The 18,099-nt window shown below is 59.2% G+C and carries 17 protein-coding genes and 1 pseudogene; 15 read left to right on the top strand and 3 right to left on the bottom strand.

Annotation, left to right across the window (positions count from 1 at the left end; all coding sequences use genetic code 11):
- Positions 1 to 14 precede the first annotated feature (14 nt).
- The 13 genes from cyoA (at position 15) to ACM530_RS15315 (ending at position 13,636) form a co-directional block, all read left to right on the top strand.
- Positions 15 to 956 carry a ubiquinol oxidase subunit II gene (cyoA, locus tag ACM530_RS15255; RefSeq protein ID WP_119736759.1) on the top strand — a complete coding sequence of 314 codons (942 nt, stop codon included), beginning with the start codon at positions 15 to 17 and terminating at the stop codon, positions 954 to 956.
- 3 nt (positions 957 to 959) lie between these two features.
- Positions 960 to 2,978 carry a cytochrome o ubiquinol oxidase subunit I gene (gene cyoB / locus ACM530_RS15260; protein WP_053257915.1) on the top strand — a complete coding sequence of 673 codons (2,019 nt, stop codon included), beginning with the start codon at positions 960 to 962 and terminating at the stop codon, positions 2,976 to 2,978.
- A 3-nt stretch (positions 2,979 to 2,981) separates the two neighbouring features.
- Positions 2,982 to 3,608 (top strand): cytochrome o ubiquinol oxidase subunit III, encoded by a 627-nt coding sequence (locus ACM530_RS15265; protein ID WP_056858318.1) that lies wholly within the window; start codon positions 2,982 to 2,984, stop codon positions 3,606 to 3,608.
- A complete protein-coding gene (gene cyoD / locus ACM530_RS15270; protein ID WP_010206434.1) occupies positions 3,608 to 3,949 on the top strand; it encodes a cytochrome o ubiquinol oxidase subunit IV in 342 nt (113 codons plus the stop codon). The genes ACM530_RS15265 and cyoD overlap by 1 nt, the downstream gene beginning before the upstream one ends.
- A gap of 11 nt (positions 3,950 to 3,960) precedes the next feature.
- Entirely contained in the window at positions 3,961 to 4,848 is an 888-nt protein-coding gene (cyoE, locus tag ACM530_RS15275; protein WP_106578233.1) for a heme o synthase, read from the top strand.
- 103 nt (positions 4,849 to 4,951) lie between these two features.
- Positions 4,952 to 5,650, top strand: a complete 699-nt coding sequence (gene queC, locus ACM530_RS15280; RefSeq protein WP_416362608.1) for a 7-cyano-7-deazaguanine synthase QueC — start codon at positions 4,952 to 4,954, stop codon at positions 5,648 to 5,650.
- Between the two features lie 77 nt (positions 5,651 to 5,727).
- The gene (locus tag ACM530_RS15285) at positions 5,728 to 6,813 is read left to right on the top strand and encodes a pyridoxal phosphate-dependent aminotransferase (protein WP_416362609.1); all 1,086 of its coding nucleotides are present in this window, start codon (positions 5,728 to 5,730) and stop codon (positions 6,811 to 6,813) included.
- 214 nt (positions 6,814 to 7,027) lie between these two features.
- Positions 7,028 to 7,744: a helix-turn-helix transcriptional regulator gene (locus ACM530_RS15290; RefSeq protein WP_369302159.1), complete on the top strand. Its 717-nt coding sequence runs from the start codon at positions 7,028 to 7,030 to the stop codon at positions 7,742 to 7,744.
- 250 nt (positions 7,745 to 7,994) lie between these two features.
- Positions 7,995 to 9,065 (top strand): fatty acid desaturase, encoded by a 1,071-nt coding sequence (locus tag ACM530_RS15295; protein WP_404484860.1) that lies wholly within the window; start codon positions 7,995 to 7,997, stop codon positions 9,063 to 9,065.
- Between the two features lie 4 nt (positions 9,066 to 9,069).
- Positions 9,070 to 10,041 carry a proline dehydrogenase family protein gene (locus ACM530_RS15300; protein ID WP_262209945.1) on the top strand — a complete coding sequence of 324 codons (972 nt, stop codon included), beginning with the start codon at positions 9,070 to 9,072 and terminating at the stop codon, positions 10,039 to 10,041.
- Positions 10,042 to 10,054: 13 nt separating this feature from the next.
- Entirely contained in the window at positions 10,055 to 11,305 is a 1,251-nt protein-coding gene (locus ACM530_RS15305; protein ID WP_416362610.1) for an ATP-grasp domain-containing protein, read from the top strand.
- Entirely contained in the window at positions 11,305 to 12,507 is a 1,203-nt protein-coding gene (locus ACM530_RS15310) for an MFS transporter (protein ID WP_106578240.1), read from the top strand. Before ACM530_RS15305 ends, ACM530_RS15310 begins: the two co-directional genes overlap by 1 nt.
- A gap of 1 nt (position 12,508) precedes the next feature.
- Positions 12,509 to 13,636 (top strand): aminotransferase class V-fold PLP-dependent enzyme, encoded by a 1,128-nt coding sequence (locus ACM530_RS15315; protein WP_416362611.1) that lies wholly within the window; start codon positions 12,509 to 12,511, stop codon positions 13,634 to 13,636.
- Here ACM530_RS15315 and ACM530_RS15320 read toward each other — a convergent pair.
- Positions 13,623 to 14,339: a hypothetical protein gene (locus ACM530_RS15320; protein WP_145164252.1), complete on the bottom strand. Its 717-nt coding sequence runs from the start codon at positions 14,337 to 14,339 to the stop codon at positions 13,623 to 13,625. The genes ACM530_RS15315 and ACM530_RS15320 overlap by 14 nt on opposite strands.
- Before the next feature lie 259 nt (positions 14,340 to 14,598).
- Between ACM530_RS15320 and ACM530_RS15325 the strand changes: the two are divergent.
- Positions 14,599 to 14,697: pseudogene (locus tag ACM530_RS15325) on the top strand (hypothetical protein); the annotation flags it as partial.
- Here the strand turns inward: ACM530_RS15325 and ACM530_RS15330 are convergent.
- Together ACM530_RS15330 and ACM530_RS15335 are read right to left on the bottom strand one after the other, a co-directional pair.
- Positions 14,694 to 15,941 carry an aspartate aminotransferase family protein gene (locus tag ACM530_RS15330; protein WP_416362613.1) on the bottom strand — a complete coding sequence of 416 codons (1,248 nt, stop codon included), beginning with the start codon at positions 15,939 to 15,941 and terminating at the stop codon, positions 14,694 to 14,696. The pseudogene ACM530_RS15325 and the gene ACM530_RS15330 sit on opposite strands and share 4 nt — an antisense overlap.
- Before the next feature lie 89 nt (positions 15,942 to 16,030).
- On the bottom strand, positions 16,031 to 16,924 hold the full coding sequence (locus ACM530_RS15335) for a LysR family transcriptional regulator (RefSeq protein ID WP_416362614.1): 894 nt from the start codon (positions 16,922 to 16,924) through the stop codon (positions 16,031 to 16,033).
- 144 nt (positions 16,925 to 17,068) lie between these two features.
- Between ACM530_RS15335 and ACM530_RS15340 the strand changes: the two genes are divergently transcribed.
- A complete protein-coding gene (locus ACM530_RS15340; protein ID WP_416362615.1) occupies positions 17,069 to 18,097 on the top strand; it encodes an amino acid ABC transporter substrate-binding protein in 1,029 nt (342 codons plus the stop codon).
- Positions 18,098 to 18,099: the final 2 nt, after the last annotated feature.

Raw genomic sequence — 18,099 nt, forward strand, 5'->3', positions numbered from 1 at the left:
TTAGAGGTCGTGAGATGAGTAAAAACAGGTACCCCCGATTACTAGGCTTTTTGCCGCTGCTTGGCATGTTGTTAATGCTGGGAGGCTGCAAGTGGACCTTGCTCGACCCAAAAGGACAGGTCGGTCTGGATGAACGAAACCTGATCATCACCGCCACCCTGCTGATGCTGCTGGTCGTGGTCCCCGTGATCATCATGACCTTCGCCTTCGCCTGGAAATACCGCGCGTCGAACACCAGCGCTACCTACGCGCCTAAGTGGTCGCACTCCACCAAGATCGAAATCGCAGTGTGGCTGGTGCCGATCCTCATCATCATTGCCCTGGGTTATGTGACCTACAAGTCCACCCACGCACTGGACCCGTACCGTCCGCTGGAATCCGACGTCAAGCCGATCAACATCGAAGTTGTCGCGCTGGACTGGAAGTGGCTGTTCATCTACCCGGACCTGGGTATCGCCACTGTTAACGAAATCCAGTTCCCGGAGCACACTCCGCTGAACTTCAAGATCACCTCCGACGCTGTGATGAACTCGTTCTTCATCCCTGCTCTGGGCGGCCAGATCTACGCGATGGCAGGCATGCAGACCAAGCTGCACCTGATCGCCAACCAGAAAGCTGAAATGGAAGGCATCTCCGCCAACTATAGCGGCGCTGGCTTCACCGGCATGAAATTCAAAGCGATCTCGACGAGCCAGGAAGATTTCGACGCCTGGGTAGCCAAAGTCAAGGCCGCACCTAAACAGCTTGATCAAGCTGAATACGATGCTCTTGCCAAACCAAGCCAGAACAACCCAGCCACTCTGTACTCCGCGTACACGCCGGACCTGTTTCAGAAAATCGTCGACAAGTACGAAGGTATGAAACCAGGCAAGCCGGTCAAGCACGAGAAGAAAGAAGTGGCCGCGGTTGAAGGTTCTGACACGGGCTCGCATTCAACTGCTGGGGCAGAGGAGTAAACGATGTTTGGTAAATTAAGTTGGGATGCGGTCCCGTTCCACGAGCCGATCGTGATGGTGACCATCGCCATGATCGCGCTGGGTGGTCTGGCACTGTTTGCTGCAATCACGTATTTCAAGAAGTGGACCTACCTGTGGACCGAGTGGTTGACCTCTGTCGACCACAAAAAAATCGGTGTCATGTACGTCATCGTTGCCATGGTCATGCTGCTGCGTGGTTTTGCCGACGCCATCATGATGCGTACCCAGTTGGCCATGGCCACCGAGGGTTCGCCTGGCTACCTGCCGCCTGAACACTATGACCAGATCTTCACCGCTCACGGTGTGATCATGATCATCTTCATGGCGATGCCATTCTTCACCGGCTTGATGAACCTTGCCTTGCCGCTGCAGATCGGTGCGCGTGACGTTGCCTATCCGTTCCTGAACTCCTTGAGCTTCTGGCTGCTGGTTTCCGGCGTGGTACTGATCAACCTGTCCCTGGGCGTCGGCGAATTCGCCAAGACCGGTTGGGTTGCGTATCCGCCGCTGTCGGGCATTCAGTACAGTCCGGGCGTGGGTGTGGACTACTACATCTGGGCGCTACAGTTATCAGGACTCGGGACGACACTGACGGGGGTCAACTTCCTGGCCACCGTCCTGAAAATGCGCGCCCCTGGCATGAAACTGATGGACATGCCGATCTTCACCTGGACCTGCACCTGGGCCAACGTCCTGATCGTGGCTTCGTTCCCGATCCTGGCCGCTACCATGGCGCTGCTGTCGCTTGACCGTTACCTGGATTTCCACATTTTCACCAATGAACTTGGTGGCAATCCGATGATGTACGTGAACCTGTTCTGGGCATGGGGTCACCCTGAGGTGTACATCCTGATCCTGCCAGCGTTCGGTATCTTCTCTGAAGTGATCTCGACCTTTACCGGCAAGCGCCTGTTCGGTCACCACTCGATGGTTTACGCATCGGGCGCGATCTCTGTACTGGGCTTCATGGTGTGGCTGCACCACTTCTTCACCATGGGCTCGGGGGCCAGCGTCAACGCCTTCTTCGGCCTGGCGACGATGCTGATTTCCATCCCGACGGGGGTGAAGCTATTCAACTGGCTATTCACCATCTACCACGGCCGTCTGCGTATCACCAGCCAGGTTCTGTGGACCCTGGGCTTCATGGTGACCTTCGCCATCGGCGGTATGACCGGCGTACTGCTGGCCATCCCGGGTGCTGACTTCGTACTGCACAACAGCCTGTTCGTGATCGCTCACTTCCACAACGTGATCATCGGTGGTGCTGTATTCGGTTACATCGCTGGTTTCAGCTTCTACTTCCCGAAAGCGTTCGGCTTCAAGCTGCACGAAGGCTGGGGCAAGGCTGCATTCTGGTTCTGGATCTCGGGCTTCTTCGTCGCGTTCATGCCGCTCTATGCACTGGGCTTCATGGGCATGACCCGTCGTCTGAACGCCACCACCAACCCTGAGTGGGTGCCGTACCTGTACGTCGCCATGTTCGGTGCGTTGATGATCGCTGCCGGTATCGCCTGCCAGCTGATCCAGCTGTACGTGAGTATCCGTGACCGTAAGCAGAACGCTTGCGAATCCGGCGACCCATGGAATGGCCACACCCTGGAATGGTCGACCTCGTCGCCACCGCCGTTCTACAACTTCGCTGTGATTCCTACTGCGAACACGATCGATGCGTTCACCGAAGCGAAGGAAGACGGTACTGCGTACCAGCAACCCAAGCATTACGAGCCGATCCACATGCCGAACAACACCGCCACTGGCGTGGTGATGGGCGCGCTGTTGACCGTGTTCGGTTTCGCGATGATCTGGCACATCTGGTGGCTGGCAATCGTGGGCCTGGTAGGCACCATCGGCTACTTCATCATTCACGCTGCCCGTGATGATCAAGGCTACATGGTGCCGGTCGAAACGATCGAGCGCATCGAAGCCGAGCAACACGCTCGCCTGGTAGCCGAGAAGAAAATCCCGGCCAACCGTGTAGAAACCTCGTTGGAACAGGCTTAAACCATGTCGAACTTAGTGACCAATGCTGGACACGCCCATGTCGATGACCATGGGCACGATGACCATCACCACGACTCGGGGCCAATGACCGTATTCGGTTTCTGGCTCTACCTGATGACCGACTGCATCTTGTTTGCGTCGATCTTCGCGGTGTACGCGGTACTGGTAAACAACGTAGCGGGTGGCCCATCGGGCCACGACATCTTCGAATTGCCTTACGTGCTCGGCGAAACCGCCTTGCTGTTGTTCAGTTCGATCACCTACGGCTTCGCCATGCTGGCCTTCTACAAGGGCAGCAAGAAGGGCGTACTGAGCTGGTTGGCACTGACCTTCCTGTTCGGCCTGGGCTTCATCGGCATGGAGATCAACGAGTTCCACCTGCTGATCTCCGAAGGCTACGGCCCGCACCGTTCCGGCTTCCTGTCCGCGTTCTTCACGCTGGTAGGCACCCACGGTCTGCACGTATCTGCCGGCCTGCTGTGGATGGCGGTGATGATGTATCAGGTCAATAAACACGGCCTGACCAACACCAACAAGACTCGCCTGAGCTGCCTGAGCCTGTTCTGGCACTTCCTGGACGTGGTCTGGATCTGCGTCTTCACCGTTGTTTACCTGATGGGGACCCTGTAATGGCTAATGCACACTCCCATGACCATGACAGCCATGATGCGAGCCACGGCAGCGTTAAGTCGTACGCCATCGGCTTCATCCTGTCGGTAATCCTGACGCTCATCCCGTTTGGTCTGGTGATGTACCCGACCCTGCCGAAGTCCATCACGTTGATGATCGTTCTGGCCTTCGCGGTGATTCAGGTTCTGGTTCACCTGGTGTACTTCCTGCACCTGGATCGTTCCAAAGAGCAGCGCGATAACGTGATTGCGTTTGTGTTCGCAGGCCTTGTGATCCTGCTGCTGGTTGGTCTGTCGATATGGATCATGTTCAGCATCCACACGTTCATGATGGCGAAGTGAGGTAAGACCCGATGTCGCTTAAGCACTTTATCCAAATCACCAAACCGGGGATCATTTTCGGTAACGTGCTTTCTGTGGCAGGCGGTTTCTTCCTGGCCTCCAAGGGACATGTCGATCTGGCCATCTTCCTGGCTGCAATGATCGGCACCTCCCTGGTGGTAGCTTCCGGTTGTGTATTCAACAACTGCATTGACCGCGACATCGATATCAAGATGGAACGCACCAAGAACCGCGTGCTGGTCCAGGGCCTTATCTCCCTGAAACTGGCACTGCTGTTCGCGACCGTTCTGGGTGTTGCCGGCGTCGTGTTGTTGTACAAGGTGGCCAACCCGTTGGCGGCGCTGTTTGCCGTGATCGGCTTTGTCATCTACGTCGGCCTTTACAGCCTGTACCTCAAGCGCAAGTCGGTTCACGGCACGCTGGTGGGCAGTCTGTCGGGGGCGATGCCGCCGGTGATTGGTTATGTGGCTGTGACCAATAGCTTCGACATGGCCGCGCTGGTGCTGCTGGTGATGTTCAGCCTGTGGCAGATGCCGCACTCTTATGCCATCGCGATTTTCCGCTTCAATGACTACCTGGCTGCGTCGATTCCGGTTCTGCCGGTCAAGCGTGGCATCCAGGTGGCCAAGAAACACATCCTGCTCTACATCCTGGCCTTCCTCGTGGCGACCTTGATGTTGACCTTCAGTGGCTATGCCGGCATGAGCTACCTCGCCGTCGCTGCCGCCATGGGCATGTACTGGTTGTACATGGCCTGGACCGGCTACAAGGCGGTGGATGATACCGTCTGGGCGCGCAAGCTGTTCGTATTCTCGATCTTCACCATCACCGCGCTCAGCGTGATGATGTCCCTGGATTTCCAGGTACCGAAAGAGCTGTTGCTGACCTACGCACACTGAGTCATCGAGCAGTAAAAAACCCCGCCTTCGCAAGAAGCGCGGGGTTTTTTATGGAGTGGCCTTTAAACTATTCCCGAATTCTACAAATGCAGGAAGCAAACCGATGAGTAAAAAAGCCGTTATCGTATTCAGTGGTGGGCAGGACTCGACGACCTGTCTGATCCAGGCACTGCCGCTGTATGACGAAGTTCACTGCATTACCTTCGACTATGGCCAGCGCCATGTGGTAGAAATCGAGGTCGCCCAGAAGCTCGCCAAGCAGTTGGGCGCTACCGTTCATAAAGTCATGGACGTGTCCCTGCTCAACGAGTTGGCCATCAGCAGCCTGACCCGCGACAACATCCCGGTGCCGACCGTGAACAGTTCAGGCGACAGCCTGCCCAGCACCTTTGTGCCGGGTCGCAATATTCTGTTTCTGACCCTGGCGTCGATCTACGCCTATCAGGTAAAGGCGCAGACCGTCATTACCGGGGTGTGCGAAACCGATTTCTCAGGCTATCCCGATTGCCGCGATGAGTTCGTCAAAGCGCTGAACAAGGCGCTTGAACTGGGCATGGAGTACACGCTGCGCCTGGACACCCCGCTGATGTGGCTGAACAAGGCCGAAACCTGGGCCCTGGCGGATTACCATAATCAGTTGGACCTGGTTCAGCACCAGACCCTGACTTGCTACAACGGCATCCTCGGCAGCGGTTGCGGTAACTGTGATGCGTGCAACTTGCGGGCTCGCGGCCTGAATGACTACCTGCAGAACAAGGCCGATGTGATGCAAAGCCTCAAGCAGAAGTTGCAGCTGAACTAAATCAGCCCACACCTGCCTCGTCATACTCCTCTGTACGTGCTGTGCGAATCCAACACACGACTACAAGGAGTAGTTCCATGGTCAGCGTAAGTCGTCGGTCACTTCTCGCCTTTGGCGCGGCCTTGCCGGTGCTGGGGCGCCTGGATTGGGCGCTGGCCAGCCCGCCGTCGGCACCCGCTGACAAGGTGCGGCTCAATTACAACGAAAGCCCCTACGGCCCCTCAGGCGCTGCCCGTGAGGCGATGCAGCGTGGGGTGGCCATCTCCGGGCGGTATCCCTATGGCCACATGTACGCCTTGGCTGGGCTGTTTGCCCAGCAGCAGGGCATCGCCGAAGAACAGGTCGCCGTGTTTGCCGGCTCTATGGCAGCGTTGCGCTATGCCGTGCTGGCGTTTACCAGCCAAACACGCGGGCTGGTGATGGCCACACCGTCCTACGAAGTACCGCGCCAGGCCGCCGAGTCGTGGAAGGCGCCGGTGCGCGAAGTGAGCCTCAATGCCGAGCATGCGCACGACGTGCCGGCCATGCTTGCTGCCGATCCGCAGGCGGGCATGCTGTACCTGTGCAATCCCAACAACCCTACCGGCACCCTGACGCCAACCGAGGCGATCCGCCAGGCGCTGGCGAACAAGCCCAAAGGCAGCGTGCTGGTGGTGGACGAGGCGTACATCGACTTCTCTGATGCCCCGAGCTGCGTGAGCTGGGTCAAGGACCACGACGATTTGCTGGTGCTGCGCACCTTCTCGAAAATCTACGGCATGGCCGGCGCGCGCCTGGGCTTGGCGATTGGCCACCCCGCGCTGCTGGCACGGCTGGCGGTGTTTGGCGGCGACAACGTGCCAGCCGCCTCCACCTTGCTCGGCGCCCGGGCGAGCCTGGAAGACGTCAAGCTGCTGCCCCACCGCAAGGCGCTCAACGCGCAGTTGCGGGATGAGACTGTGGCGTGGCTGAAGGGGCGGGGGTTTGCCTGCACCGCGTCGCACAGCAACTGCTTCATGATCGACGTGAAGCAACCGGCCCAGCAGGTCATCGAAAAGCTCGCAGCACACAATGTGTTGATCGGGCGGGTCTGGAAAGACTGGCCGCAATGGGTACGGGTGACGGTGGGCAGTCAGCAGGAGATGCAGCGGTTTCGCGAAGTATTTGCCGCGCAGGTGGCCTGAGCCTGGGCGCCCGGCAGCGCAAATGGCCATTGCGTGCTGATGGTCGGCTCGGCCCAGGAAGCACTGGACAAGGCCTGTACGGCATGTTTCATTCTTGTCTTTGTGTAGAGATATTTCCTACAGTATGGGTCGACTCTGACCAGAGGCTTCGGGATTGAAGCGTTCCCGTCAGAGCATTAGCCTCATACGTTGTCACTCATCAGGGACGATATTCATGCGAAGCGATGGCCAATCCAGCAACACCATGTCCATACAGCCCGCCGATGTGCGCCAATTGCTCGATGCCGAACTGACCCGGCGCGGCCTGGGGCACTTCGAGGTGTATCAGTGTGGGCCGACACTGGATGAAGCAGAGATCATCACCAATTACCCCGACGCGCTGGACCGCTCCGACTCGGCGGACGATTTTTACCAGCGTGGCCAACTGCTGTCCTTGTCCAAGGAGCGGGTCAAACCTTTTTTCTGGAGCGATGAAAACATCCTCGCGCCTGCCGCAGAAGCGGTGCCGGTGCCTGGGCCCTGTGCACCGGTGGGCGAGGGCGCGAGCTTTATCGTGCATGGCAACCGCGGTTTTTACTCGATCCTCAACCTGTGCAGCTTCGGTGAAGACCAACAGTTTCGCGACACGGTGTTGGCCAACAAAAGTGAGCTGCAGATGCTGCTGGTCTCGGTCTACGACGAGGCCCTCGAAAGCTGCGCCACGGTCACACCTGCGCCGATACAGGAAACGGTACTGACCCCACGAGAAACCGAAGTGTTGTCCTGGACCAGCCTGGGCAAGACCTACAACGAAATAGCCGTCCTGACCTCAATGAGCCCGCGTACCGTCAAGTTTCATATGAAGAATATCTTCAGCAAGCTGGACGTCACCAACGGCAAGTCGGCGATTCGCAAGGCCCTGAACCTGGGGTACATCCGCGAGAAGGCCTGATCTACAGGCTTCCCTCCTCATAAACGCTACGCTCGCCGGTGATTTTTCAGCGGCGAGTCTACGCGTGCGCCTCGTCGCAGCCTACCTGTCTAAAAGGGCAGCTTGTTCGCCATCGAGCGGTGCTTTAGTTTTTTTTGCAGCCGATGAGTCTAGCTCAGGCAAAAAAAACAATAGCCGCACCACCTGAAAAAATTCCCTTGCCCAGCAATGAGACGGGTGTTGCAGCGTGCCGCTTAATTATGGAGTGATTATGCTGGTCGATAAAAACAAAGAACCTGCTGGCGAATACGCCGCGGGCATTTCCCGTGAAACCTTCGGAATGCTCAAGCACCTGTGCAAAAAAGATAACTATCACTGGGCCATCGCGTTGGGTAAGGATTACGCAATCATTGCCTTTGCCATTTACCTGTCCTTGGGCATCAGCTACTGGTTCTACCCGGTTTCGCTGTTTCTGATCGGCACCACGCAACGCGCCCTGGCGAATGTGCTGCACGAGTCAGCGCACAAGATGCTGGCCAAGAACCGCGTGATCAATTGGATCTCCGGCACGTTTCTCTCCGGCTACCTGATCTTCCACCTGCATCAGTCCTACAGCACGTCGCACATCAAGAATCACCACGTGCACCTGGGCGATCCGGAAAAAGACCCTGACTACGCCTTCCACCTGCAGTGCGGCCTGTACGACGTCAAGCAAAGTGAACGTGAGTTCTTCCTCAAGAACGTTTTGCTGGCGCTGTCCGGCTACCGGACCGTGCAGTACATCCGGTACATCATCAAAGACCGCGTCAAAGCTCAGGGTGCGGATAAAACCATCCGCAACGAACGCATCATGCTGTGGGCTTACTGGGCGGTGATCTTCGCCGTCGCCGCCTGGTTCGGTGTTGTCGCGCAACTGTTGCTGTTCTGGCTGGTGCCGCTGTTCACCACCGCCGTGGCCGTGGGCTGGATCATCGAGTTGGCCGAGCATTACCCATTGCCGGCTGCTGAGACCGAGAAGCTGCTGCTCACCCGCAATCGCAAGGGTAACGCCCTGGAGAACTTCTTCTTCGGCCGCCATGACGACAACTACCACCTCGTGCACCACCTGCACCCGGCCATTCCTCACTGGAACATGCGCAAGGCTCATGAGCTGCTGATGTCGCACCCGGAATACGCGCGTTGGGACAACCTGTGGGCGGGGATCTTTACCCGTGACCGCCATGGCCGCCACAAGGAAACCATGCTCAGTTACGCGGCCAAGTTTCGTGCTCACAAGATTGCCAACCACACCGACGATTCGAGCTTCGCACGTCGGATGCTGAACCAGGCCTACGGGGTTTAACGCCATGAATGACATCGACAACAGCCTGCTGGCGACCCTGGCCCTGAAGAAACTGGCGGCGAACAAGACGTACCGCGACCTGTTCCTGGCCAGTGACACGCTGCGCGACTTCCTGCGCCCGGCCGCCCTGCGTTACATCATTTCCGAAGACCGCCTGGAGATGCTCGACAAGCTCGCCGCCCTGCAAGGCAAAGGCTATCGCACCGGCGTCGAATACGTTGGTGAAGAGGCCACCACCCTGGCCGAGGTGACCACGGCCACCGACGAATACCTGAAGCTGATCGACCTGATGGCGCTGCACCCCACGCTGGCCGAGCCACCACAGCTGGGTTTTGACCTGTCCAACGTCGGCACGATCATTTCCCGTGAACTGGCGATCGAGAACTGCTCGAAGATCCTTGCCCATGCAGCCGACAAGGAGGTCGGTGTGATCCTCAGCATGGAGCGGTCCCAGTGGACCGACTCGATCCTGGATATCTTCATGCACCTGAGTGCGCGTTTTCCCAACTTGGGTATCACCCTGCAGGCGCAGTTGAACCGTACGCCCGATGACCTGGGGGAAGTCCTCGCAACGGGCTGCAAAGTGCGCCTGGTCAAGGGCGTCTATGCTGAGCCTGCTGCTATTGCCTTGCCGCGCGGTGCGCAACTGAACGAGCGTTACCTGGGGCTGTTGGACCGCATCAACGGCGCCAGCACGAACTACGCGTTCGCCACCCAAGACCCGTTGCTGGTGAAGGAGATTCTCGCCAGTGGGATTGCCAGCCGAGGCGAGCTGGAGATGCTGCACGGCGTGCGCCCCGAGCTGATCAAGGCGGTCAAGGACCAAGGTCAGGTCAAGACGCGTGTTTCAGCGGTCTACGGCACCAACTGGTACCTGCACCTGCTGCACCGCGTGGCCGAGTTCCCACAGAATATTTTTCTGGCGCTGGATGACGTGGCTTCGCCACGGCCTTCCGAAACCGCCAATCACTACTGAAAAGGACATTCTCATGAAGCAGTACGTCGCGTTGGTCGATGTCTATTCGAGCGGTAACTTCCTGCCGCAGTTCTTCCATGAGGCGGGCATCGGCCTGATCCATGTGCAGAGCACGCCGGAACTGATGCCGAGCATGCTGGGGCCGAACCTTTCGGAGTTCGAGCACAACCTGATTTTCAACGGCAACCCCGAAGACGTTGTGCGTCGCCTGCGTGAGTTCAACGTGATTGCCGTGATCGCCGGCCAGGAACCCGGCGTACCGTTCGCAGACTACTTGAGCGAACAGCTGCAACTGCCGTCCTCCAACGGCAGTGCCGGTTCCCGGGCACGTCGCGACAAGTTCGAGATGATCAACAAAGTGGCCGCCGCCGGCCTGCTGACCGCGCGGCAAATCAAGTCCGCCGACCCTGCCGAGCTGCTGGCCTGGGTGCAGGACGGCCAAGTGTTCCCTTGCGTGATCAAACCGCTGAGCTCGGCTTCAACCGACGGCGTGTCGATCTGCCACACCGTCGACGACGTGAAACGCGCCTGCGAGGAAGTGGTGTCCAACCTGGATATCTTCGGCCTGGCCAATACCGAAATTCTTTGTCAGTCCTACCTCAAGGGCCCGGAGTACATCGTCGACACGGTCAGCCGTGACGGGCAGACCTATGTCTGCGGTATCTGGCGCTATGTGAAACGCGAGATCAGCGGTGGCAAGAACATCTACGACCGCGACGTGCTGATTGCTCCGGACAGCGCCGAGGCCAACGTGCTGGTGGACTACATCGTGCAAGTGCTCAAGGCGCTGGGAATCAACAACGGCCCGGCCCATTCGGAAGTGATCCTCACCGAGGCCGGCCCTGCGCTGGTGGAAGTAGGCGCACGCTTGAATGGCAACATGGAACCCAGGTTCCATGACATCAGCCTGGGCGGCAACCAGGCGCAGCTCACCTACCTGGCGTACTGCGACGGTGAGGCGTTCAAAGCCGGTTATGCCGGCAAGCGCTACCACAAGCTCAAGGAAGCCTGTGTGATCAATACCGATACCACCTTGCAAGGTGAGGTCACCGGCTTCAATGACGCCGCCATCCACCTGATCGAGGCATTGCCCTCGGTGCATAAACTGAGTGTCAAATACAAGGCCGGCAAGTTGATGAAAAAGACCGTGGACCTGCTCAGCAGCCCGCTGCGCGTGTTCCTGGTATCGGAAAACCAGCGCGATATCGACAAGGACTATGAGCAGATCCGCCAGTACAAAGACAACGTTTACGTGATCCGCTGATGATGGGCACCTATCGCGCGTTACGCGGGCTCAACGGTCGGTTGCAGTCGCTGTTCCTGATTACCCTGGTGTTCCGCATGGGCACCATGGCGTTCCCTTTCTATGCGGCGTACCTGATTCATCAGCACGCCGTGTCGGCGGGCACGGCTGGCTTGCTGGTCGGGGTGTACGGCGCGGGTGCGCTGTTTGTGGACTTGATCATCGGCGCGGTGATCAAGCGGTTTTCCGCCAACCGGGTGATCCTCGGTTCGTTGCTGCTCAATGCCGTGCTGTTGCTGATCATTCCTTCAGTGGACAACACGGCCGCGCTGTTTGTGTTGTCGTTTCTGTGGGGCGCCTGTTATGAGGCGTTCACGCCGGCGACGTTCTCCGAAACCGTCACCCACAGCAGCAGTGAGACGCGCAAAGTGGCGTTCTCCTGCAACCGACTGGCCATCAACATCGGCATGGCCATCGGGCCACTGTTGGGCAGTCTGATTTTCCTCAGCAACGCCGACGCGGTGTTCTACCTCAACGCTGCGTTGTCGTTGGTCTCGTTCGTCGCTTGCCTGCGGTTTGGACGCGCGGTTCCGGTGGCGCCGGTGACCACGCTCGCCGGCAAGGGCAATGGGTTGCCGGAGAGCGCGCCGCATGAGCGGTCGCGACTGCTGGTGATCCTGTTGGCGGCATTGCCGGTGCACATCGCCTACGCGTTGCCGCCGACGTTCCTGTCGGCCTACATCATCAATTACACCGAGTTGCCGGCTTACTACGTCGGCATCATTTTCTTTATCAATGCATTGTTGGTGATTCTGTTCGAGGTGCCGATCAACCAACGCATGTCGCACCTGTCGAGCAGCCGCTCGTTGGTGGCCGGTTTCCTGGTGGCCGGCGTGGGGTTTTTCCTGATGGGGTTCAGTCACATCGGCGCGTTGCTGCTGGTGGCCACTGTGCTCTGGAGCCTGGGCGAAATGATCGTGTTTCCCGGCATCACCCACTACGTCAGCAGTATTTCCAGTCGCCATACCGTGGACCGCAACCTCGGTTACTACTCGGCGGGCGTCAATATCGGGGTCATGATCACCCCGTCGCTGGCGTTCATGTTGGTGTCCCAGCCGTCCTTGCCTTCGCCGTGGCTGCTGGCCGGCACCGTATTGCTGCTGTTCGCGGTGGCGGTGGGCGTGATGAAAAGCTCGACACTTTTGTGGAACAAGGAAGCGTGAAATGAATATCGTGCATTTGAACACTGCCGGTGCCGGCCTGATGTCATCGGCCACCCTGAACGCGATCCAGCGCTTCACGGCCATCGAAGCCCAGATGGGCAGTTATGAGACCGAACTGGCCTACGACGAGTTGCTCAACGTCGACCTGTATCGGGCGGCAGCCGGGCTCTTGAATGCACAGCCTGCGGACATCGGTTTTTTCAGCAGTGCCACCGAAGCCTGGACCAGCATCCTCGGCAAACTGAAATTTCCCCGTGGCAAGCGCGTGTGGGTGTCGACCTCGGAGTACGCCGCGAACCTGATCTTTTTCAACTACCTCAAGCTGTCGCGCGATATTCGCGTTGAAGTGATCCCAACCACCGCCACCAGCCCGCTGGACCTGGAATGGGTGCGACGTCATCTGGACGACGATGTGTTCCTGGTCAGCGTGTCGCACTTGCCGTCGTGCTGCGGCGTGATCAACCCGGTGGAAGCCCTGGGCGCGCTGCTTAAAGAGACGAACACGCTGTATGTGGTGGATGCGTGCCAGTCGCTGGGGCAATTGCCGCTGGACGTGCGGGATATCCATTGTGATTTGCTCACCGGCGCGGGCCGCAAGTTTCTCTGTGGGCCACGTGGCAGTGGGATCGCCTACGTGTCGCCACGCCTGCTCAGCCAGTTGTCGTTGAATTTCGCTGACTTGCACGCGGCCAGCACGGATGGGCAGGTTAATCGGATCGAGGTGTCCGGGGCTCGGGTGCTGGAAATTGCAGAAAAGAGCTTTTCAGCGTTGGTGGGGTTGCACACCGCGTTGAGTGAATACACGCAGGTCGCAGCAAAGGTGAGCACCGAGCCCTACGCGCTGCTGGCACAGGAGCTCCGGCGCCTGCCGCAGTTGACGCTGCTGTGTGATCAGTTCCAGCAGACCGGGATTGTCTCGTTCGTGCCGCACAACCTGTCGGCCAAGGCGTTCGTCAGCCAGGCCCGCGAGCTGGGGCTCAACCTGTGGGCGGGCACTGCCGCTCATACACCGCTGCTGTTGAAGGACCTCGGCGCGACGCATTTTGTGCGCGCCTCGGTGGGCCGGCATGTCACCCAGGCCCAGGTTGAGCAGGCCCTGGTGACCTTGCGCGCACTTATTGCGCAGTGATGGCGTAACCGTCAAAGGCGCTTTGTTGTTGCAGCGCGGTCACGATGCTTTTGCGCGTGACCGGCTGCTCTACGCCGCTGTTGTCCACAAAGGTTTCAGTTTCCAGTTCCGCCTCGTTGCCTTCACCCACGAACGTAAAGCCCAGGAACTCCAGCGCCTCACGGTCAACGTTCAACTTGGAGCGAGGTGTACGCAGTGGCAGGGTGACGCTGATGCCATCCTTGCTGATCACAAACACTTCGGCTTCCTTCTTCGCGCGTGCTGCCTTGCTCTTGCCGGCGCTGGGGTTGCTGATGGCCTGGTGAGACTGGTTCAGCACCTTCAGGGCCAGGCCATAGACCAGTTCCTGGAACTCGGGATCGTCCTTGAAGCTGGACAGAATGCGGCTGATCGAGAACTTGCTGCTGAGGTCTTCCAGGGCGATGTTGTCGGCGGCCTCGGCGTCCTTGAGTTGCTTGAGCTGGCCCATCAGGTCGTAGGCCTTGTCGTCGTCGAAGGCGTCGTGGGCCTGGCGGATGGCCACGCGCAATTCACGGATCTGGTCGCTTTCCTTGGAAGTGTGGAATGCGTCCAGCACCATCTCGCTGATGATCTTGGCCGCAGGCACATGCTGTGAAAGATTGATGGCGTTTTCGTATTCAGCTTTGGACTGCAGGGCTGTTACGGATTCTTCGGTGGAGTGTTCGGTGTAAGAATCGGACATTGAAATTTCACTACTTCAGTAAACGGGACAAAAAAGCGTCGCGCATTTTCAGCGGGGAGGGTGATCAGGTCAAGGCAGCACAATGCCCTTGTCGCGGCTCAACACCGTCAGCGCCCGCTGCAGCCGCAGGGCGCGTCCACAGAACAGACCAACGGTAAATCCCGACACACCGCCCACCGCCACCGGCATCGCTGGCGTGTTCAAAAACAGCGGATGCGCCGCCTGCTGATAGCCGAAGTAGTACTTCACCGCGAAGAACAACGTCGCGGCGTATTTCTCCGGCCAACCGCGCCCGGATTTCCCGGACAAGGTCAAAGACTGGCCCAACGGCGGCAAGCCCGCCGACGCGCGCTACTAAGTCAGCTGCTTGAGACAGGCCTCGAGAATATCCAGGCCTTCCTCCAGCACCGAGGGCTCGGTGGTCAGCGGTGCCAGCAGGCGGATGATGTGTCGCGACTTGCCGCTGGGCATCAGCAGCAGCCCCGCGTCCCGCGCCAGGCTCAGCAGTTGGGTCAGTTGCCTGGACGCGGGCGTGCCGTCGGCATTGGCCAGCTCGATGCCGCGCATGGCACCGACGCCGGTCAGGCGGCCCAGATAGGGCACACCTTGCGCACGCCATTGTTCATAACGGCTGACGATGGCTTCGGCGTGGTGTGAACCCCAGGTTTTCAGGTGTTCATCCGTCATCGCGTCCAACGTGGCCAATGCGGCCGCGCACGCAATCGGGTTGCCGGAGTAGGTGCCGCCCAGGCCGCCTTTGGGCAAGGTGTCGAGCAAGGCTTTGCGCCCGACCACTGCGCCCAATGGCACGCCGCCGGCGATGCTTTTGCCGAGCAGGATCAAGTCCGGTTCGATGCCCAGACGCGAGAAGGCGAAGCGCTGGCCGGTGCGGCCGAAGCCGGACTGGATTTCGTCGGCGATCAGCAGGATGTTTTTCTCATCACAGAAACGTCGCAAGGCCTGGGCGAATTCGACGTCCAGGGCCAGGAAACCGCCTTCGCCCTGTACCGGCTCGATGATGAAACAGGCCACGTCCTCAACGTCGATTTCCACGCTGAACAGGCGGTCCATGGCCCTGAGTGCTTCGGCACAACTCACGCCGTTATCAACGCTGGGGTAGGGCAGGTGGTACACAGGCCCAGGCAATACACCGACCTTTTGCTTGTAGGGCGCCACCTTGCCATTGAGGTTGAGCGTGGCCAGGGTGCGGCCGTGAAAGGCACCGTCAAACGCGATCACCGCCGTGCGGCCGGTGGCGCCGCGCACAATCTTCAACGCGTTTTCCGCCGCTTCCGCACCGCTGTTGGTGAGCATGCCGCTTACCGGGTAATCCACCGGGATAAACGCGGTAAGACGGTCCATCAGTTCGATGTAGGGCGCGTGAGGTGCGGCGTTGAACGCGTAGTGGGTCAGTTTGGTGGCCTGCTCCCGAATCGCCTCGACCACGCCGGGGTGGCAATGCCCGAGGTTGAGCACGCCGATGCCGCCGACAAAATCGATGTAGCGCTTGCCCGTGGTGTCCCAGACCTCGGCGTTTTTGCCGTGGCTGAGGCTGATGGGGTGAACGATGGAAATCGACTGGCTGATGGTTTCGCGGCTCATGAATCTCGGACTCGGCAATGGCGGGCGTCTTTTTATCTAAGCCGCGCGCCCGGCCTTGCCGCAAACGAAATAAAGTCGCCGGGTCATTATTAAAAGTCGGGATGTGCTTTTAAGTAGTCGACCATCCAGTTCAAGAATGCTTTTACTTTAGGGATCTCGCCGGCGTGTTCGGCGTGCGCGATAAAGTGCGCGCCGGCGCTGGGCATCGTGTAATCCCAAGGCATCATCAGGCTGCCATTGGCCAACTCCTCGGCCACCAGGTACTGCGGCACCAACGCCACACCGTAGCCCGACTGCGCCGCGCGAATGCACATGTAGAACGTGTCGAAACGCGGCCCGTGGTAGCTGTTCTGCGAATGCAGGCCCTGTTCCAGAAACCACTCATGCCAGGCTTGCGGGCGTGACGTGCATTGCAGCAAGGTGTGGCGCGAGGAGGCATCGCTGCCCTCGGCGACAAACCCCGGCGCACAGACCGGCACCACGGCCTCGCGAAACAGCTCGATGCACGTCGCCCCCGGCCAGGAGCCCTGGCCGAAGAAAAACGCAATATCGGCCTTGGCCTGCAACACATCGAAGGGCTCCAGCTCGTTGCGCACATCCAGGTGGATGTGCGGATGTCTGGCCGCAAAATCCTTGAGCTTGGGCACCAGCCAGCGGTCGCCGAAGGTCGGCTGGGTGGCGATGCGCAGCACTTCGGTCTCGCCGCCGTAGGTGAGGATGTACCGGCTGGAAATGTCCACCTGAGTCAAAATCTTGTGGACCTCGGCGAGGTACAGCGAGCCGGCTGGCGACAGGTACAGACGCTGGCGCACGCGCTCGAACAGGTTGTGGCAGAGCATCTCTTCGAGCTGCGCGACCTGCTTGCTCACGGCACTTTGGGTCAGGTGCAGCTCTTGGGCGGCGCGGGTGAAACTCAGGTGGCGGGCGGCGGCTTCGAAGCACTGCAGGGCGGTCATCGAAGGGGTCAAGCGTTTAGAGATCATGCAGTTCATTCCAAATCGGAAGGAGCCTTTGCCTAAAGGTCGTTTGTGACAGGGGCGTAAAGCCGTCGATACTGCGCGGCCACACTATAAACCGGCGCGGGCTGTGCGGCGCCGAATAATAAAGATCGACAGGGAGTGCCTCGCATGAACAACCTCAAGACCACCTTGGCCGCCCTCACCGCTGCTGCGGTCGTGGGCCTGGCGGGCAGTGCCAACGCCGGCGTGACCCTCGACGCAATCCAGAAAAAAGGCTTTATCCAGTGCGGCGTCAGTGACGGTTTGCCGGGCTTCGGCTTGCCGGACGCCACCGGCAAAATGACCGGCATCGATGTAGACGTGTGTCACGCCGTCGCCGCGGCGGTGTTCGGCGACGCCTCAAAAGTGAAGTTCAGCCAGTTGACGGCCAAAGAGCGTTTTACCGCGCTGCAGTCCGGCGAAATCGACTTGATCTCGCGCAACACCACCTGGACCAGTTCGCGTGACTCGGGCATGGGCCTGGTGTTCACCGGCGTCACCTATTACGACGGCATCGGTTTTCTGGTCAACAACAAGCTGGGGGTGACCGGCGCCAAGCAACTCGACGGCGCGACTATCTGCATCCAGGCCGGTACCACCACCGAGCTCAATGTCTCGGATTACTTTCGCACCAACGGCATGAAGTACACGCCAATCACCTTCGATACCGCCGACGAAAGCGCCAAGGGCCTCGAAGCCGGGCGCTGCGATGTGCTGACCACCGACCAGTCGGGCCTGTATGCGCAGCGCATCAAGATGGCTCACCCGGATGAGTTTGTGGTGCTGCCGGAAGTGATCTCCAAGGAGCCACTGGGGCCGCTGGTGCGCAAGGGTGATGACGAGTGGTTCAGCATCGTCAAATGGACGCTGTTCGCCATGCTCAATGCCGAGGAAATGGGCATCACCTCGCAGAACGTCGAAGCTCAGGCCAAATCCAGCAAGAACCCCGACGTTGCGCGGCTGCTGGGTGCCGACGGCGATTACGGCAAAGACTTGAAACTGCGCAAGGACTGGGAGGTGCAGATCGTCAAGCAAGTGGGCAACTATGACGAAGTGTTCGAGCGCAATATCGGCCAGGGCAGCGTGTTGAAGATCAAGCGTGGGCTCAATGCCTTGTGGAGCAACGGCGGCATCCAGTACGCGCCGCCGGTGCGCTGATC

Origin of the sequence: Pseudomonas sp. NFX183 (assembly GCF_047943075.1) — a bacterium.
Lineage (GTDB): Bacteria > Pseudomonadota > Gammaproteobacteria > Pseudomonadales > Pseudomonadaceae > Aquipseudomonas.

Excerpts from the sequence above, each read along its gene's own strand:
- cyoA (WP_119736759.1), top strand. The coding sequence starts at position 15 with ATGAGTAAAAACAGGTACCCCCGATTACTAGGCTTTTTGCCGCTGCTT.
- cyoB (WP_053257915.1), top strand. The coding sequence starts at position 960 with ATGTTTGGTAAATTAAGTTGGGATGCGGTCCCGTTCCACGAGCCGATC.
- ACM530_RS15265 (WP_056858318.1), top strand. The coding sequence starts at position 2,982 with ATGTCGAACTTAGTGACCAATGCTGGACACGCCCATGTCGATGACCAT.
- cyoD (WP_010206434.1), top strand. The coding sequence starts at position 3,608 with ATGGCTAATGCACACTCCCATGACCATGACAGCCATGATGCGAGCCAC.
- cyoE (WP_106578233.1), top strand. The coding sequence starts at position 3,961 with ATGTCGCTTAAGCACTTTATCCAAATCACCAAACCGGGGATCATTTTC.
- queC (WP_416362608.1), top strand. The coding sequence starts at position 4,952 with ATGAGTAAAAAAGCCGTTATCGTATTCAGTGGTGGGCAGGACTCGACG.
- ACM530_RS15285 (WP_416362609.1), top strand. The coding sequence starts at position 5,728 with ATGGTCAGCGTAAGTCGTCGGTCACTTCTCGCCTTTGGCGCGGCCTTG.
- ACM530_RS15290 (WP_369302159.1), top strand. The coding sequence starts at position 7,028 with ATGCGAAGCGATGGCCAATCCAGCAACACCATGTCCATACAGCCCGCC.
- ACM530_RS15295 (WP_404484860.1), top strand. The coding sequence starts at position 7,995 with ATGCTGGTCGATAAAAACAAAGAACCTGCTGGCGAATACGCCGCGGGC.
- ACM530_RS15300 (WP_262209945.1), top strand. The coding sequence starts at position 9,070 with ATGAATGACATCGACAACAGCCTGCTGGCGACCCTGGCCCTGAAGAAA.
- ACM530_RS15305 (WP_416362610.1), top strand. The coding sequence starts at position 10,055 with ATGAAGCAGTACGTCGCGTTGGTCGATGTCTATTCGAGCGGTAACTTC.
- ACM530_RS15310 (WP_106578240.1), top strand. The coding sequence starts at position 11,305 with ATGATGGGCACCTATCGCGCGTTACGCGGGCTCAACGGTCGGTTGCAG.
- ACM530_RS15315 (WP_416362611.1), top strand. The coding sequence starts at position 12,509 with ATGAATATCGTGCATTTGAACACTGCCGGTGCCGGCCTGATGTCATCG.
- ACM530_RS15320 (WP_145164252.1), bottom strand. The coding sequence starts at position 14,339 with ATGTCCGATTCTTACACCGAACACTCCACCGAAGAATCCGTAACAGCC.
- ACM530_RS15330 (WP_416362613.1), bottom strand. The coding sequence starts at position 15,941 with ATGAGCCGCGAAACCATCAGCCAGTCGATTTCCATCGTTCACCCCATC.
- ACM530_RS15335 (WP_416362614.1), bottom strand. The coding sequence starts at position 16,924 with ATGATCTCTAAACGCTTGACCCCTTCGATGACCGCCCTGCAGTGCTTC.
- ACM530_RS15340 (WP_416362615.1), top strand. The coding sequence starts at position 17,069 with ATGAACAACCTCAAGACCACCTTGGCCGCCCTCACCGCTGCTGCGGTC.